This is a genomic window from Streptomyces sp. NPDC018029, assembly GCF_044327655.1.
Classification (GTDB): Bacteria; Actinomycetota; Actinomycetes; order Streptomycetales; family Streptomycetaceae; genus Streptomyces.
The window spans coordinates 552,833-567,831 of record NZ_JBIRFV010000005.1; the positions used below are offsets into that span (position 1 = coordinate 552,833).

The window sequence follows — 14,999 nt, forward strand, 5'->3', positions numbered from 1 at the left end:
TGCGGGGACGTACGTACGTGCAGGCGCTGCGCCGGGGAGGCGGAACCATGGCCAAGGCCGGGACCAAGGACCGGTTCTCCACCGCGACCCGTCTGCGGCTGCTCGGCGAGCAGACCGCGGAGCGCGTCTACCGCTCCCAGACCAAGCGCCAGGCCCGCCGCTCCCGGCTCACCGGCCGGGCCGCCCTTCTCGCGCTCGTGCTCTGCTCGTTGGTCGTCGCGCTCGCGTACCCGATGCGGCAGTACGTCTCGCAGCGCGCCGAGATCGACGACCTGCGCAGACAGCAGGCCGAGCACCGCGCGGACGTCGAGAAGCTCCGCGACGAGAAGGCCCGCTGGCAGGACGACGCGTACGCGGAGCAGCGCATCCGAGATCGCCTGCACTACGTGATGCCGGGCGAGACCGGCTTCACGGTGATCGACCCGGCGGCGGCGCAGAGCCGCCGCACGGACCAGGGGGCGGCAGCGCGCCCCTGGTACTCGAACGTCTGGGACGGCGTCGACAAGGCCGACCGCCCCGACGACTGACTCCCCGATCCGTACCCGACCCGTACCGACACGAAAGACAGGCATGGAAACGCCCCCGCCGAGCACCCCGCGCACCGAGCCCACCGACGCCGACGTCGAGGCCTTCAAGCAGCAGCTCGGCCGACCGCCGCGCGGCCTGCGGGCCATCGCGCACCGCTGCCCCTGCGGACAGCCGGACGTCGTCGAGACGGCGCCGCGCCTCCCGGACGGGACGCCCTTCCCGACGACGTACTACCTGACGTGCCCGCGGGCCGCCTCCGCGATCGGCACGCTGGAGGCCAACGGCGTCATGAAGGAGATGTCGGAGCGGCTCACGACGGACGAGGAGCTGGCGAAGCAGTACCGCGCCGCCCACGAGGACTACATCGCGCGCCGTGACGCCATCGAGGTCCTTGAGGGCTTCCCGAGCGCGGGCGGCATGCCGGACCGCGTGAAGTGCCTGCACGTCCTGGTCGGTCACTCGCTGGCCGCCGGCCCCGGTGTGAACCCGCTGGGCGACGAGGCCATCGCGATGCTCCCGGAGTGGTGGGCGAAGGGTCCGTGCGTCACGCCGTGCACGGACGCCGATGCCGCTGCCGCCGGGGACGCCGAGTGACCCGCGTCGCCGCCATCGACTGCGGCACGAACTCGATCCGCCTCCTGGTGGCGGACGCCGACCCGGCCACGGGCGAACTGGTCGACCTGGACCGGCGGATGACGATCGTCCGGCTCGGCCAGGGCGTCGACAGGACGGGGCGCCTCGCCCCCGAGGCGCTGGAGCGCACCTTCGCGGCCTGCCGCGAGTACGCCGCCGTCATCAAGGAGCACGGCGCCGAGCGCGTCCGCTTCGTCGCCACCTCGGCGTCCCGCGACGCCGAGAACCGCGACGCGTTCGTCCAGGGCGTCCTGGACATCCTGGGCGTCGAGCCCGAGGTCATCTCCGGCGACCAGGAGGCCGAGTTCTCCTTCACCGGCGCCACCAAGGAGCTGACGGGCCGCGACGACGTCGCCGCGCCCTACCTGGTGGTGGACATCGGCGGCGGCTCCACGGAGTTCGTGGTCGGCACGGACCACGTGCGGGCGGCCCGCTCCGTCGACGTCGGCTGCGTCCGCATGACCGAGCGTCATCTCGTACGCGACGGGGTCGTCACCGACCCGCCCACGGCCGAGCAGCTCGACGCGATCCGCGCCGACATCGAGGCCGCCCTCGACCTGGCCGAGCGCACGGTGCCGCTCAAGGAGGCCCGCACGCTGGTCGGCCTCGCGGGTTCGGTGACCACGGTCGCCGCGATCGCGCTCGGCCTCGACACGTACGACTGGCGGGCGATCCACCACGCCCGCATCCCGTACGAGCAGGTGAGCGCCATCGTGGACCGCCTCACGCACGCCACGCACGACGAGCGCGCCGCGATCCCGGTGATGCACCCGGGCCGCGTCGATGTCATCGCGGCGGGCGCCCTGGTGCTGCTGGCGATCATGGACAGGGTGGGCGCGCGCGAGGTCGTGGTGAGCGAGCACGACATCCTCGACGGCATCGGCTGGTCTCTCGCCTGAACCCGCTCGCGAGAAAGTTCGTGAAGTTCTTCACAAGGAAAAAGGCCCTGATGGGCGAGGTTCGACGGTGTCGGGCCGCCTAAAGGGGGCTTTTCGAAGGGCCGCGCCCGTGGCCGGGATGTTTCGTGCGGGTCACCGGAGTGTGGCGCCGGGCTCCGGTTCGGGCCGGGCGGGGCCTCGGAGTGCAGCTCACAAGGGGTGCACAACGACTCGTGTGGCATCGTGGTTCCCCACCGGCACCATGACCTCGGTCACGTGGGCGGCGAAGTGTAGCAGAGGCCCTTGGCATGCTTGTGAAGGGGCGCACGAGCGACCCCCGCCGGGCGGGTGGATACTCGATGGCATGAGCACCACGGAGCGTCCCAGGATCCTCGTAGTAGGCGGTGGGTACGTAGGCCTGTACGCAGCTCGGCGCATTCTCAAGAAGATGCGCTTCGGAGAGGCGACCGTCACGGTCGTCGACCCCCGGTCGTACATGACCTACCAGCCCTTCCTCCCCGAAGCCGCCGCCGGCAGCATCTCGCCGCGGCACGTCGTCGTACCGCTGCGACGCGTACTGCCGAGGGCGGAAGTCCTCACCGGTCGGGTCACCACCATCGACCAGGACCGCAAGGTCGCCACGATCGCGCCGCTCGTCGGCGAGGCCTACGAGCTGCCTTTCGACTACCTGGTCATCGCGATGGGCGCGGTCTCCCGCACCTTCCCGATCCCCGGCCTCGCCGAGCAGGGCATCGGCATGAAGGGCATCGAGGAGGCCATCGGCCTGCGCAACCACGTCCTGGAGCAGCTGGACAAGGCTGACTCCACGACCGACGAGGAGGTCCGCCGCAAGGCGCTGACCTTCGTCTTCGTCGGCGGTGGCTTCGCGGGCGCGGAGACCATCGGCGAGGTCGAGGACATGGCCCGCGACGCGGCCAAGTACTACAAGAACGTGAAGCGCGAGGACATGCGCTTCGTGCTCGTCGACGTCGCGGACAAGATCCTCCCCGAGGTCGGCCCGAAGCTCGGCCAGTACGGCAAGGAGCACCTCGAGGGCCGCGGTGTCGAGGTCTACCTGAAGACCGGCATGGACTCCTGCGTGGACGGCCACGTCGTCCTGAACAACGGCCTCGAGGTCGACTCGAACACGATCGTGTGGACCGCGGGCGTCAAGCCGAACCCGGCGCTGTCCCGCTTCGGTCTGCCGCTCGGCCCGCGCGGCCACGTGGACACCCAGACGACGCTCCAGGTGCAGGGCACGGACTACATCTGGGCCGCGGGCGACAACGCCCAGGTGCCGGACGTCGTCGGCCGCAAGGCCGGCAACGAGAACGCCTGGTGCCCGCCGAACGCCCAGCACGCGCTGCGGCAGGCGAAGGTCCTCGGCGACAACGTGATCTCCGGCATGCGGGGCTTCCCGCAGAAGGAGTACAGCCACGCCAACAAGGGTGCGGTCGCCGGTCTCGGCCTGCACAAGGGCGTCGCGATGATCGTCATGGGCAAGATGAAGATCAAGCTCAAGGGCCGTCTCGCCTGGTACATGCACCGCGCGTACCACGGCATGGCGATGCCGACGTTCAACCGCAAGATCCGCGTCTTCGCGGACTGGACGCTCGGCATGTTCCTCAAGCGCGAGGTCGTCTCCCTGGGTGCTCTGGAGGCCCCGCGCGAGGAGTTCTACGAGGCGGCCAAGCCCGCCCCGAAGCCCGCTGCCGCCGCCGAGCCGGCGCCCGCGGTGAAGACCGAGGAGAAGGCCAAGGCCTCCTGACCTCGCGTCACTGATCCACCCCGAAGGGGCCGCCCGCCATCCGTGGTGCGGGCGGCCCCTTCGGCGTGTCCGGCGAAAAGTAGATGCCGGGGGCATCTATTTTGCCGTACCGTGACGCGGCAACGGGACTGCGTCCGGGCCCCTTCGGTGTTGACGTGGTGTTGGACCGTTCCGGGATTTTCCCTCATTGTCACAACAAGGGATGCCCCATCCACGGAGGTGTGCGCCATGCAGGACGCCGCACAGCGGCTGAAGACCCTCGCCGAGCAGCTCATGGGAGCCCCGCTGCCGGTGCGTATCCGCGCCTGGGACGGGTCGGAGTCGGGCCCGCCGAACGCCCCCGCCCTCGTCGTACGCAACCGCCGCGCCCTGCGCCACCTCCTGTGGAAGCCGGGGGAGCTGGGCCTCGCCCGCGCCTGGGTGGCCGGTGACCTGGACGTCGAGGGCGACCTGTACCAGGCCCTGGACACGATGGCGGAGTTCATCTGGGAGCGCGACGACGGTGCCAGGAGCCTGCGGCAGTCCCTGCGCGACCCGGAGTTCCGCGCCGCGGTCCGCTCCCTGGTCGCCCTCTCCGCCCCCTTCCTGCCGCCCGCCCCGCCGCCCGAGGAGATGCGCAGACACGGCCGTCTCCACCTGCACACCAAGGGCAGCGACCGCCGCGCCATCAGCCACCACTACGACGTCGGCAACGACTTCTACGAACTGGTCCTCGGCCCGTCGATGGTCTACTCGTGCGCCTACTGGGAGTCGCCCGACGGCACCCTGGAGGACGCCCAGCGCGACAAGCTCGAACTCGTCTCCCGCAAGCTCGGCCTGAAGCCCGGCATACGGCTGCTCGACGTCGGATGCGGCTGGGGCTCCATGGCGATCCACGCGGCACGCGAGCACGGCGTGAGCGTCGTCGGCGTCACCCTCTCCCAGGAGCAGGCCGCCTACGCCAGGAAGCGGGTGGCCGAGGAGGGGCTGACGGACCGGATCGAGATCCGCGTCCAGGACTACCGCGACGTGCGCGACGGACCGTACGACGCCATCAGCTCCATCGGCATGGCCGAACACGTCGGCAGCGAACGCTATTTGGAGTACGCCCGCGACCTGTACGCCCTCCTCAAGCCCGGCGGGCGGCTGCTCAACCACCAGATCGCGCGCCGCCCGCAGGCCGACGAATCGGCGTACTCCGTGGACGAGTTCATCGACGCGTACGTCTTCCCGGACGGCGAGCTGGCGCCCGTGGGCACCACGGCGGCGCTCCTGGAGCGGGCCGGCTTCGAGGTCCGCGACCTGGAGTCCATCCGCGAGCACTACGCCCTGACCCTGCGCCGCTGGGTCGCGAACCTGGAGGCGCGCTGGGTGGAGGGCCGGCGGCTCACCTCACCCGGCCGCGCCCGCATCTGGCGGCTCTACATGGCCGCCTCCGCGCTGGCCTTCGAACACAACCGCATCGGCGTCAACCAGGTCCTCGCGGTGAAGACCCCGGAGACCGGGACCTCGGGCCTGAGCCTGCGGACGAGGGACTGGCGCGGCTGACCGTCTCAGCCCGTCCGGGGTTTGAGGACGAGCCGCGCAGCGGCGACACAGGGCAAGCCGAAGGGCCCCGGCGAGATTCCCCTCGCCGGGGCCCTTTTCCGTACTGCCGAGCGGAGCGCTACTCGCTCTTGATGGCCATCAGCGGGTTCAGCTTCGCCGCGCTGCGGGCCGGCCACATCGCCGCGAGGACACCGACCAGGGCCGCGATCCCGAGGAAGATCACGATCCGGCCGAGCGGGATCTCCATCGAGTACGTGGAGACGCTGTTCGAGATGGTGCCGCCCGCGACCCAGCCCATGAAGAGGCCGAGACCGATGCCGAGTACCGCGCCGAACAGGGAGATGATGACCGCCTCCAGGCGCACCATCTGCTTGACCTTCGCGCGGTCGAGGCCGATCGCCCGCAACATGCCGATCTCGTGCTTCCGCTCGAACACCGACATCGCGAGGGTGTTGATGACGCCGAGCACCGCGATGAGGACGGCCATGGCCAGCAGGCCGTAGAGCATGTTCAGCATCATGTTGATGGCGCCGGCCACCTGGTTGCTGATCGCGTCCTTGTCCTGGACGGTGATGGCGGGGTTCTCGCCGAGGGCCTTGACGATGGCGTCCTCGGCCTTGTCGGAGGTGCCGTCCTTCATCTTCACCAGGACCTGCTTGTCGACGACCTTGGTCAGGTGCGGGTCGACGACGGAGGTCGGCGCGAAGAGGCCGTTGAGCATCTCGTTGCCCTCGTAGACACCGGCGACCTTCAGCCGGACCTTCTTGCCGTCGTCGTCGAACTTCAGCGGCAGGGTGTCGCCCGCCTTGAGGCCCTTGTCCTTGGCGGTGTCCGTGTCGACGAGCACGCCGCCGGACTTCAGGCCGGCCACCGAGCCGCTGGTGAAGTCCAGGCCGACCAGCTCGCCGAAGGTCTTCGGGTCGACGCCGGAGATGGAGACGAAGCCGCCGTCGGCCTCGCCGTAGGTGCTGCGCAGCGGGGTGGTCGCCGCGACGTCCGGGATCTTGTCCAGCTTCTCGCGGACCTCGGGGGTCAGCGGCTGGAAGTTCGCCATGGAGACGCTGTAGTCGGCCTTCATGGCGCCGGCGGCCATCTTGTTGATGGCGGTGCTCATCGAGGTGGCGACCACGGTCATCGCCGTGATGAGGGTCAGACCGATCATCAGGGCCGCGGCCGTGGAGGCCGTGCGGCGCGGGTTGCGCACGGAGTTGAGGCGCGACAGCTTGCCGGTGACGCCGAACGGCTTCAGGAGCGGCGCCGAGGCGGCGATGAACGGGCGGGACAGCAGCGGCGTGAGGACGATGACGCCGACGAGCATGACGCCCGCGCCGCCCGACTTCACGTAGTTGTCCTTCATGAAGAGCATCACCGCGCCGAGCGCGACGATGACCGAACCGATGGTGTTGCGGACCACCAAGCCCCGCACGGTCGGCGTCGCGTGGACGCTGTTCATCGCGGCGACCGGCGGGATGCGCGCGGCGCGGCGGCCCGGCAGCCAGGCGGCCAGCATGGTCACGACCACGCCGATGAGCAGCGCCACGACGATCGTGGTCGGGGCGATGACGAGCGGTCCGTCGGGCAGCGAGGCGCCGGCGGAGTTCATCAGGGACTCCAGGCCCACGGCCACGCCGATGCCGAGCGCGAAACCGCTCACGGCGGCGATCATGCCGACCAGGAAGGCCTCGATCAGCACGGACCGCGTCACCTGGCGGCGCGAGGCACCGACGGCCCGCATGAGCGCGAGCTCCTTGGTGCGCTGGGCGACCAGCATGGTGAAGGTGTTGGCGATGATGAAGATGCCGACGAAGAGCGCGATGCCGGCGAAGATCAGCAGGACCTGGCTCATGGAGCTGGTCTGCTCCTCGATCATCCTGTCCTGCTGGGCCTTGAGCTCGCCGCCCGTCATCGTCGAGGAGTCCTTGGGCAGGATCTTCTCGACCGACTTCTCCAGGGCCGCCTCGGAGGTGCCCGCGGCCGCCTTCACGTCGATCTCGTCGTACTGGTTCTTGTTGAGTTCCTTGAGCGCGGTCTTGTTGTCGAAGACGACCAGGCTGCCGCCCGCGACGACACTGCCCTCGTCGGTGTCGAAGATGCCGCTGACCTTGGCGGTGCGCACCGGGCCGTCGGTGGAGTAGCGGACGGAGTCGCCCACCTTGTAGCCGGTGCGGCCGGCGGTGCGGGAGTCGAGGGCGATGTCACCGGCGGACTTCGGGGCGGTGCCCTCGGTGAAGTCGTAGCGCGGGTCCTTGCCGTCCTTGCCCGGGAAGTAGTTGGCGCCGGTGGTGCCCCACTCGCCGCCCACCAGCTTGCCGTCCTTGTCGGCGAGCGCGGTGAAGCCCGAGACGGAGCCGAGCACGGCACCGGCGCCGGGCAGCCCGTCGGCCTTCTTCAGGAGGGAGTCGGTGAGCTCGGGCTTCTGCTTGGGCCCCCGGCCGCTGTCGTCGCCGGAGGAGTCGCTGGCGGACGTGATGGCGACGGAGACGTGGTCGAAGCTCTTCGCCGACTTGTTCTTGTAGGCGTTGCCGAAGGTGTCGGTGAAGACCAGGGTGCCGGAGACGAAGGCGACGCCGAGCATGATGGCGAGCACGGTCATCAACAGCCTGGCTTTGTGCGTGAGCACGTTGCGCAGGGCGGTACGGAACATGGGTGTGAGTCCAGGTGAAAAGGAAGGGGCGGCGGAGCGCCCCTTCAGGGGCGCGGGGAACTGCGCGACCAGCCACGGCCGTCCCGCAGTCGAGGAAGGCGGCGACCGGCGCCTAGCTGGTCCGGCCCTTCGCGTCGAAGTGCTTCATGCGGTCGAGCACCCCGTCCGCGGTAGGCCGGTGCATCTCGTCGACGACGCGCCCGTCCGCGAGGAAGATCACGCGGTCCGCGTACGACGCGGCGACCGGGTCGTGGGTGACCATCACGACGGTCTGCCCGAGGTCGCGCACGGAGTTGCGGAGGAAGCCGAGGACCTCCGCGCCGGAGCGCGAGTCGAGGTTTCCGGTCGGCTCGTCACCGAAGATGATCTCCGGCTGGGAGGCGAGGGCGCGGGCCACGGCGACGCGCTGCTGCTGGCCGCCGGAGAGCTCGGTGGGCCGGTGCTTGAGGCGCCCGGAGAGGCCGACCATCTCGATGACCTGCTCGACCCACTCGCGGTTCGGCTTGCGGCCCGCGATGTCCATCGGCAGCGTGATGTTCTCCAGGGCCGTCAGGGTCGGCAGCAGGTTGAACGCCTGGAAGATGAAGCCGATCTTGTCCCGGCGGAGCTTCGTGAGCTGCTTGTCCTTGAGCGTGGACAGCTCGGTCTCGCCTATGCGCACGGAGCCGGAGCTGAAGCTGTCCAGGCCGGCGACGCAGTGCATCAGGGTCGACTTGCCGGAGCCCGAGGGGCCCATGATCGCGGTGAACTCGCCCTGCCCGAAGTCGACGGAGACCCGGTCCAGGGCGACCACCTGGGTCTCACCCTGTCCGTACACCTTGGAGAGTTCCGTGGCGCGCGCGGCCACGGCGGTGGCGCGAGTGGCGAAAGGGGTGGTGGTCACGGGGTGGTGCTCCTGTCGGGACGACGAGTGGGGACGTACTCCATCGTCCCGGCCGATCAGCGCCATGTAGTCAGCCGCTGTTCCGGTTCCCGGGGCCCTCTCGAGTCGGACTTGAGGGCGTCCTGTCATACCTGGGGATGACGTGCGTCCCTGATGCGGAAAGGAGGAGAAAGCGGGACCGGGAACGTCGGGAGGGCTAAATTCCGTCATTCCGTGCAGAGGCCCACGAGACCGGCCGGGCCCGGGGTAGGGCCTCCGGCATGTACCAACGGACCGTGACAACGGCTGATGCACCCTCAGACGTCAATAAAATAAGACAACATCGGGCTGTCCTTCCGCTGTTCGGGGGATGCCTCCCGATAGGGTCGAAGCCTCGACGCGGAGCCCATGGCCTGCCCGGATGGTGGAATGCAGACACGGCGAGCTTAAACCTCGCTGCCCCTCGGGGGCGTGCCGGTTCGAGTCCGGCTCCGGGCACATCCGCTGATTGGTGAAGGTGCCGGCGGCACGGCCCCCTGGCACCGCTCCCCGGCACCCCACCCCTCCTGACCGCGCGGTCACCCGGGCGGCGGAACGGTACCGATCCGGGAACAGTACGCCCCAGGTCGAGCGTTCTTCCTCACAGAGAGGGAAAGATCCTCCCCAAGCACTAGGCCCATCCCTTTGCCTACGCATTACTCTTGAGGCAAAGCCACACACGGTGGCCATGGAGGAGTGAAATGAGGAGCAGTAACCCGGTCTTCTCGCGACGGGGGTTCAGCCGCGACAACGGCTTCGCCGGCTTCGGCGCGCAGCCGCAGGCCGGGGGACCCGCAGCCGCGACCCAGACCCAGCAGGGCAACCCGTACGCGCAGGGCAATCCGTACGCAGGCGGCCAGCAGGCCCCCGCGGGCAACCCCTACGCCACCAATCCGTACGCCCAGCAGGACCTGCAGCACGGCGCGCCCCAGGCGCCCGTGACCACACGCATGACGATGGACGACGTCGTCATGCGCACCGCGACCACGCTCGGCACGCTCGTGGTCACGGCCGCCCTCGCCTGGGCGCTCCTGCCGGTGGACGACGCGAACATCAGCAAGTCGTACGGCATCGCGATCGGCGCCGGCCTCATCGCGATGGTGCTCGGCCTCGTCCAGGCCTTCAAGCGCAAGGCCTCGCCCGCGCTGATCATGGCGTATGCGGCACTGGAAGGCGTCTTCCTCGGCGTCATCTCCAGCGTCGTCGACAACCGCATCGCGAGCGGCGCGGCCATGCAGGCCGTGCTCGGCACGATGGCCGTCTTCATCGGCGTCCTCGTGGCCTACAAGGCGGGCTGGATCCGCGTCAACCGCCGCTTCTACGGCTTCGTGATGGCCGCGGCCCTCGGCTTCCTGCTGCTGACCGCCGTGAACCTGCTGTTCATGGTCTTCGGCGGCGGTGACGGTCTCGGCTTCCGCAGCGGTGGCCTCGGCATCGCGTTCGGCATCGTCGGCATCCTGCTCGGCGCCTGCTTCCTGGCCCTCGACTTCAAGCAGGTCGAGGACGGCATCGCGTACGGCGCCCCCAAGGAAGAGGCCTGGCTCGCCGCGTTCGGTCTGACGATGACGCTCGTCTGGATCTACATGGAGTTCCTGCGCCTGATCGCCATCTTCTCGGGCAACGACTGAGGCGCGTAGTCGCAGAAGGGCCCGCGGACCGGAGACGGTCCGCGGGCCCTTTGCCGTGTGGGTGGGGGGTCAGAGGAATTTTCGGGCGGCCCGCCTGAGGTCGTACTCGTGGATGATCGCCTTCGCGTGGCCGTACGCGAGATTGTGTTCGGCGCGGAGCCAGCTGACCTTCTCCTCGAAGCGGAAGAGAGAGGGTCCTTCGTCCACGGCGCGGAGCCAGTCGGAGACTTCACGACCGGTGCATTGGGGGATTCGGGCGAGCAGGTTGCGGTGGGTCTCCTCGGAGAAGACTTGTGACATCGGCGCCTCCGGACGCGTCGCGATGTGTTCCGTCCTTCACGACACCGTGCCTGAGCGCCGGGGCGTTGGCAACAGTCCCGTAAAGCCACATAGGGTCGCGGGGTGCTCGATACGACGCCTTTGACGGCCGCAGTGGACCATTTCGCCGACCGCCTGCGGGCCGCGCCACAGAGCCGGCTGCAGCGCGGAGCGGCGACCGAAGCGCTCGCCCTGGCCAGGGAGTTGGCCGTTCTCGCGCAGCGCATCGAGGAGCCGGAAACCCCACCGCGGGAGATGCCGGACGCCGGGATGTTCGCCGCCGCCGACCAGATCACCGTCGCGGGCCGGGACCTGGCCCTCGTCCTGACGGACGCCGAGGAGCTGGAGCGGGTGCTGCGCCTCGTGGAGGAGGCGCAGAAACGGGCCGGGGTCTAGGACAGGCCGTCGGCGGGCCCTCGGCCCGCCGGCTCAGACGGACGCGATGACGCGGTCGGCCAGGATGTAGACGTTCTCGGTGCCGCACTCGAAGGTCAGGGCGTACGCGCCCGAGATGCCGGAGCCGCCCAGCAGGAACGGGGTCCGGCCCTCGCGCAGGGCCGTGGCGAGGAGCTCCGCCGTCTCGCGGTGGCCGGGCGTCATGCACAGCGTCGTGCCGTCCGCGAAGACGTAAACGTCCAGTGTGCCCAGCGGGCCGGGGCGGACGTCGGCGAGGGCGGTGCGGGCGGCGGCGAGCTCCTCGAGGCACTCCACCGTGCGCTCGTGGTCGCCGTGGGTGCCGTCGGGGGCCGGGGTCTGCACCGGCACGAAGTCCGGGTGCGAGGGGTGACGGCGGCGGGCGGCGGCCAGCTCCGGGGAGTCTCCGCCGTGGACTCCGTCGAGGGAGGTGCCGCCGGCGAACTCGTCGGTGCCCGCGGGGTCGGCGAAGGGCTCGATCACCGGCTCCAGGCTGTCGGACTCCAGGCCCGCGAAGTCGGCCTGGCGCGGCAGGAACAGCTCGTCGGCGATGCTGTCCGGGATGCCGGGCAGGCCGCTGAGCAGAGAGGGCCCCTCGGAGCCCTCACGGGCCTCCTGGGCCGCCCAGAAGGCCCTCGCCTCGGCGAGCTCCCGCTCCCGCTCCTCGGCGAGCGCCTCGGTCACCGCCGCGCGTATCTCGTCGGTGTCCACCGTGGTGCGGGCGGCCGGCACCGTCGGGTGCGGGCCGCTCGTGGCACGGCTGCCGACCGCCTCGGCGTGCAGGGCTGTGATCTCGGCGATCTGCTTCCGCAGGCCGTGCACGGCGTGCAGGGCGGCGACGCCCACGGCCGTGGCAGCGGCCGTGGAGAGCAGCAGGGCAAGAGGCAAGGCGCTCACTGACGTACTCCCGGTTTCAAGTCGACCCCCGACTTCCTACATCAGCTTGAAGCCTGCACGATCCGCCTGTCAGTGCATTACGTCACGAATTGGACAGGTCTTTTGGCCCGGTGTACATCCCCGGATCCGCTCTGAGCTGGGCATATGTATCTCCCCCAGGAGATAGGTCACATCCTGGGGGAGATTGGGTCACGAAGTGATCCAGGGGCCTGGCCGGAGCTAGCTGAGGCGCTCGATGACCATCGCCATGCCCTGGCCGCCGCCGACGCACATCGTCTCCAGGCCGAACTGCTTGTCGTGGAACTGGAGGGAGTTGATGAGCGTGCCGGTGATGCGGGCGCCCGTCATGCCGAAGGGGTGGCCGACGGCGATGGCGCCGCCGTTGACGTTGAGCTTGTCGATGTCGATGCCCAGGTCGCGGTAGCTCGGGATCACCTGCGCGGCGAAGGCTTCGTTGATCTCGACGAGGTCGATGTCGTCGATGGTGAGCCCGGCCCGCCGCAGGGCCTGCTTGGACGCCTCGACCGGGCCGAGGCCCATGATCTCGGGGGAGAGGCCGGTGACGCCGGTGGAGACGATGCGGGCGAGCGGGGTCAGGCCGAGGTCGCGGGCCTTGGTGTCGCTCATGATCACGAGGGCGGCGGCGCCGTCGTTGAGCGGGCAGCAGTTGCCCGCCGTGACCATGCCGTCGGGGCGGAAGACCGGCTTCAGCCCCTGCACACCCTCCATGGTGACGCCCGCGCGCGGCCCGTCGTCCTTGCTGACGACCGTGCCGTCCGGGGTGGTGACCGGGGTGATCTCGCGCTCCCAGAAGCCGTTCTTGATGGCTTCCTCGGCGAGGTTCTGCGAGCGGACGCCGAACTCGTCCATGTCCTGGCGGGTGACGCCCTTGAGGCGCGCCAGGTTCTCGGCGGTCTGGCCCATCGCGATGTACGCGTCCGGGAGCAGGCCGTCCTCGCGCGGGTCGTGCCACGTGGAGCCCTCGGTCTTGGACACGGCCTCGGTGCGGGCCTCGGCATCGGCGAAGAGGGGGTTGTGGGTGTCGGGCAGGCCGTCGGAGGTGCCCTTCACGCTCCGGGACACCATCTCGACGCCGGCGGAGATGAAGACGTCGCCCTCACCGGCCTTGATGGCGTGCAGTGCCATACGGGAGGTCTGCAGGGACGAGGAGCAGTACCGGGTGATGGTGCAGCCCGGGAGGTGGTCCATGCCCAGCTGCACGGCCACGATGCGGCCGAGGTTGTGCCCCTGCTCGCCGCCGGGCAGGCCGCAGCCGAGCATCAGGTCGTCGATGTCCCTGGGGTCGAGCTCCGGGACCTTGGCGAGGGCGGCCTCGATGATGGTGGCGGTCAGGTCGTCCGGACGCAGATCCTTCAGCGAGCCCTTGAAGGCGCGGCCGATCGGGGTGCGGGCGGCAGAGACGATCACGGCTTCGGGCATCAGGACGCTCCAGTGACGAGGCGAAGGGTGGGGCAGGGCTGCTCTCTCATGGCTCTCTGGGAAGTTACCTGCACGTAATGGTGCGGGTCATCGGGTCGGGGGTGTGACACGGGCCGCATTTCTAAGCGGGCGCTCAGGCCGCGGGGCCCTGGGCGGGTGGGGGTACGTTTCGCATCCGGTTCGTTTTCTCCTGCGGCCCGGTGGGGGCTTGTCGCGCAGTTCCCCGCGCCCCTGGGTGGTCCACCGCGCCCTGCACCGCCAAGGGAACGGCGCCGGGCAAGTATTCAGGGGCGCGGGGAACTGCGCGCTCAGCCCCCGCCGGGCCGCACCCGAAGGCACCCGCCCACGCCCGAAGGGCGGAGGTCAGTGAGGGAGAGGGGAGGGTTCCGGGGTGTGGATGCGGCGGCGGCGACGGCGCTTGAGGAGCGCCCACGGCCCCCGTGGCCCCGTAGGCATCGCCGCCGTGACCTCCGTACCGCCCTCCGAAGCCGCCTGCGCCGCCGCCCTGGCCACCGGCAGGAACCCCTCGCGCCGCGAGACGTCCGGGCGCTCCTCCTCCGGCCACAGGCCCAGCGCCGCGCACAGCGTGGGAAGGACCGCCATCGCCGCCGTCGCGTACCCCTCCGCGGAGGGGTGGTAGCGGTCCGGGCCGAACAGCTCCCGCGGGTGCGCCGCGAACTCGGGACCGAGCAGGTCGCCCAGCGACACCGTCCGCCCGCCCTGCTCCACCACGCCGATCGTCTGCGCCGCGGCCAGCTGCCGCGAGACGTGCCGGGCCAGCCACCGCAGGGGCTGGTAGACGTTCTCGACCGTGCCGAGGTCGGGGCAGGTGCCGACCACGACCTCCGCACCGGCCGTACGGAGCCTGCGCACCGCGGCGGAGAGATGGCGCACCGACCGCGTCGGCGGCATCCGGTGCGTCACGTCGTTCGCGCCGATCATGATGACGCAGACGTCCGGCACCCAGGCCGGGTCCGAAAGGATCAGCGTCACCTGCCGGTCCAGGTCGTCCGACTGGGCGCCGGGCAGCGCCACGTTCCGCAGGTCGACGGGGAGCTCGGCGACCGCGGCGAGCCCGGAGGCGAGCAGCGCCGCCGGGGTCTGCCTGGCCCGGTGCACGCCCTGTCCCGCCGCCGTGGAGTCCCCGAGCATGGCGAACCGCACCGGTTCGGGGGAGTCGGCGCGGGCAGGATGGGCGAACGCCCCGCCGTACCGGCCGTCCGCCCGCGGTGGATCCGCGTGCCCGCCATTGCCCACGTTCCGCTTCGCCAGCTGTACCTCGGCCAGCACCACGCCCACCGTGGCGGCCCCGAGCAGCCCGATGCCTCCGCCGCCGTACGCCGCGCCCGCGGCGATCCGCCGTGCCACCCTCGCCCTCGACATGCCCTGCAGCCACCTCCTCGTGCCGTACCGGTTCGTACGG

13 protein-coding genes and 1 tRNA gene are annotated in these 14,999 nt (G+C 70.4%); 8 read left to right on the forward strand and 6 right to left on the reverse strand.

Going from position 1 to position 14,999, the window contains the following annotated elements; all coding sequences use genetic code 11:
- Positions 1-47 precede the first annotated feature (47 nt).
- The 5 genes from ACH4D5_RS18745 (at position 48) to ACH4D5_RS18765 (ending at position 5,334) form a co-directional block, all read left to right on the forward strand.
- Positions 48-527 (forward strand): septum formation initiator family protein, encoded by a 480-nt coding sequence (locus tag ACH4D5_RS18745; protein WP_398303525.1) that lies wholly within the window; start codon positions 48-50, stop codon positions 525-527.
- A 43-nt stretch (positions 528-570) separates the two neighbouring features.
- Positions 571-1,122, forward strand: a complete 552-nt coding sequence (locus tag ACH4D5_RS18750) for a DUF501 domain-containing protein (protein WP_398303527.1) — start codon at positions 571-573, stop codon at positions 1,120-1,122.
- Positions 1,119-2,060, forward strand: coding sequence for an exopolyphosphatase (locus ACH4D5_RS18755; RefSeq protein ID WP_398303529.1), 942 nt, complete (start codon positions 1,119-1,121; stop codon positions 2,058-2,060). Before ACH4D5_RS18750 ends, ACH4D5_RS18755 begins: the two co-directional genes overlap by 4 nt.
- 343 nt (positions 2,061-2,403) lie before the next feature.
- Positions 2,404-3,807 carry an NAD(P)/FAD-dependent oxidoreductase gene (locus ACH4D5_RS18760; RefSeq protein WP_398303531.1) on the forward strand — a complete coding sequence of 468 codons (1,404 nt, stop codon included), beginning with the start codon at positions 2,404-2,406 and terminating at the stop codon, positions 3,805-3,807.
- 228 nt (positions 3,808-4,035) lie between these two features.
- Positions 4,036-5,334, forward strand: a complete 1,299-nt coding sequence (locus tag ACH4D5_RS18765; protein ID WP_398303533.1) for a class I SAM-dependent methyltransferase — start codon at positions 4,036-4,038, stop codon at positions 5,332-5,334.
- A gap of 118 nt (positions 5,335-5,452) precedes the next feature.
- Here ACH4D5_RS18765 and ACH4D5_RS18770 read toward each other — a convergent pair whose 3' ends face one another.
- Positions 5,453-7,978, reverse strand: a complete 2,526-nt coding sequence (locus ACH4D5_RS18770) for an ABC transporter permease (RefSeq protein WP_398303535.1) — start codon at positions 7,976-7,978, stop codon at positions 5,453-5,455.
- A 112-nt stretch (positions 7,979-8,090) separates the two neighbouring features.
- Positions 8,091-8,861, reverse strand: a complete 771-nt coding sequence (locus tag ACH4D5_RS18775) for an ABC transporter ATP-binding protein (RefSeq protein ID WP_398303537.1) — start codon at positions 8,859-8,861, stop codon at positions 8,091-8,093.
- A gap of 394 nt (positions 8,862-9,255) precedes the next feature.
- Here ACH4D5_RS18775 and ACH4D5_RS18780 point away from each other — a divergent pair.
- Together ACH4D5_RS18780 and ACH4D5_RS18785 are read left to right on the forward strand one after the other, a co-directional pair.
- Positions 9,256-9,338, forward strand: a tRNA-Leu gene (locus tag ACH4D5_RS18780).
- A gap of 242 nt (positions 9,339-9,580) precedes the next feature.
- A complete protein-coding gene (locus ACH4D5_RS18785) occupies positions 9,581-10,507 on the forward strand; it encodes a Bax inhibitor-1/YccA family protein (protein ID WP_398303539.1) in 927 nt (308 codons plus the stop codon).
- A 69-nt stretch (positions 10,508-10,576) separates the two neighbouring features.
- Here ACH4D5_RS18785 and ACH4D5_RS18790 read toward each other — a convergent pair whose 3' ends face one another.
- Entirely contained in the window at positions 10,577-10,807 is a 231-nt protein-coding gene (locus ACH4D5_RS18790) for a DUF4287 domain-containing protein (RefSeq protein ID WP_125513198.1), read from the reverse strand.
- Between the two features lie 102 nt (positions 10,808-10,909).
- Between ACH4D5_RS18790 and ACH4D5_RS18795 the strand changes: the two genes are divergently transcribed.
- A complete protein-coding gene (locus ACH4D5_RS18795) occupies positions 10,910-11,221 on the forward strand; it encodes a hypothetical protein (RefSeq protein ID WP_398303541.1) in 312 nt (103 codons plus the stop codon).
- Positions 11,222-11,254: 33 nt separating this feature from the next.
- Here ACH4D5_RS18795 and ACH4D5_RS18800 read toward each other — a convergent pair whose 3' ends face one another.
- The 3 genes from ACH4D5_RS18800 to ACH4D5_RS18810 all read right to left on the reverse strand — a co-directional run bounded on the left by ACH4D5_RS18800 (position 11,255) and on the right by ACH4D5_RS18810 (position 14,959).
- Complete coding sequence (locus tag ACH4D5_RS18800) at positions 11,255-12,136, reverse strand: hypothetical protein (protein ID WP_398303543.1); 882 nt, start codon at positions 12,134-12,136, stop codon at positions 11,255-11,257.
- 219 nt (positions 12,137-12,355) lie between these two features.
- The gene (locus tag ACH4D5_RS18805) at positions 12,356-13,576 is read right to left on the reverse strand and encodes an acetyl-CoA C-acetyltransferase (RefSeq protein WP_398303545.1); all 1,221 of its coding nucleotides are present in this window, start codon (positions 13,574-13,576) and stop codon (positions 12,356-12,358) included.
- A 363-nt stretch (positions 13,577-13,939) separates the two neighbouring features.
- The gene (locus tag ACH4D5_RS18810) at positions 13,940-14,959 is read right to left on the reverse strand and encodes an SGNH/GDSL hydrolase family protein (protein ID WP_398303547.1); all 1,020 of its coding nucleotides are present in this window, start codon (positions 14,957-14,959) and stop codon (positions 13,940-13,942) included.
- Positions 14,960-14,999: the final 40 nt, after the last annotated feature.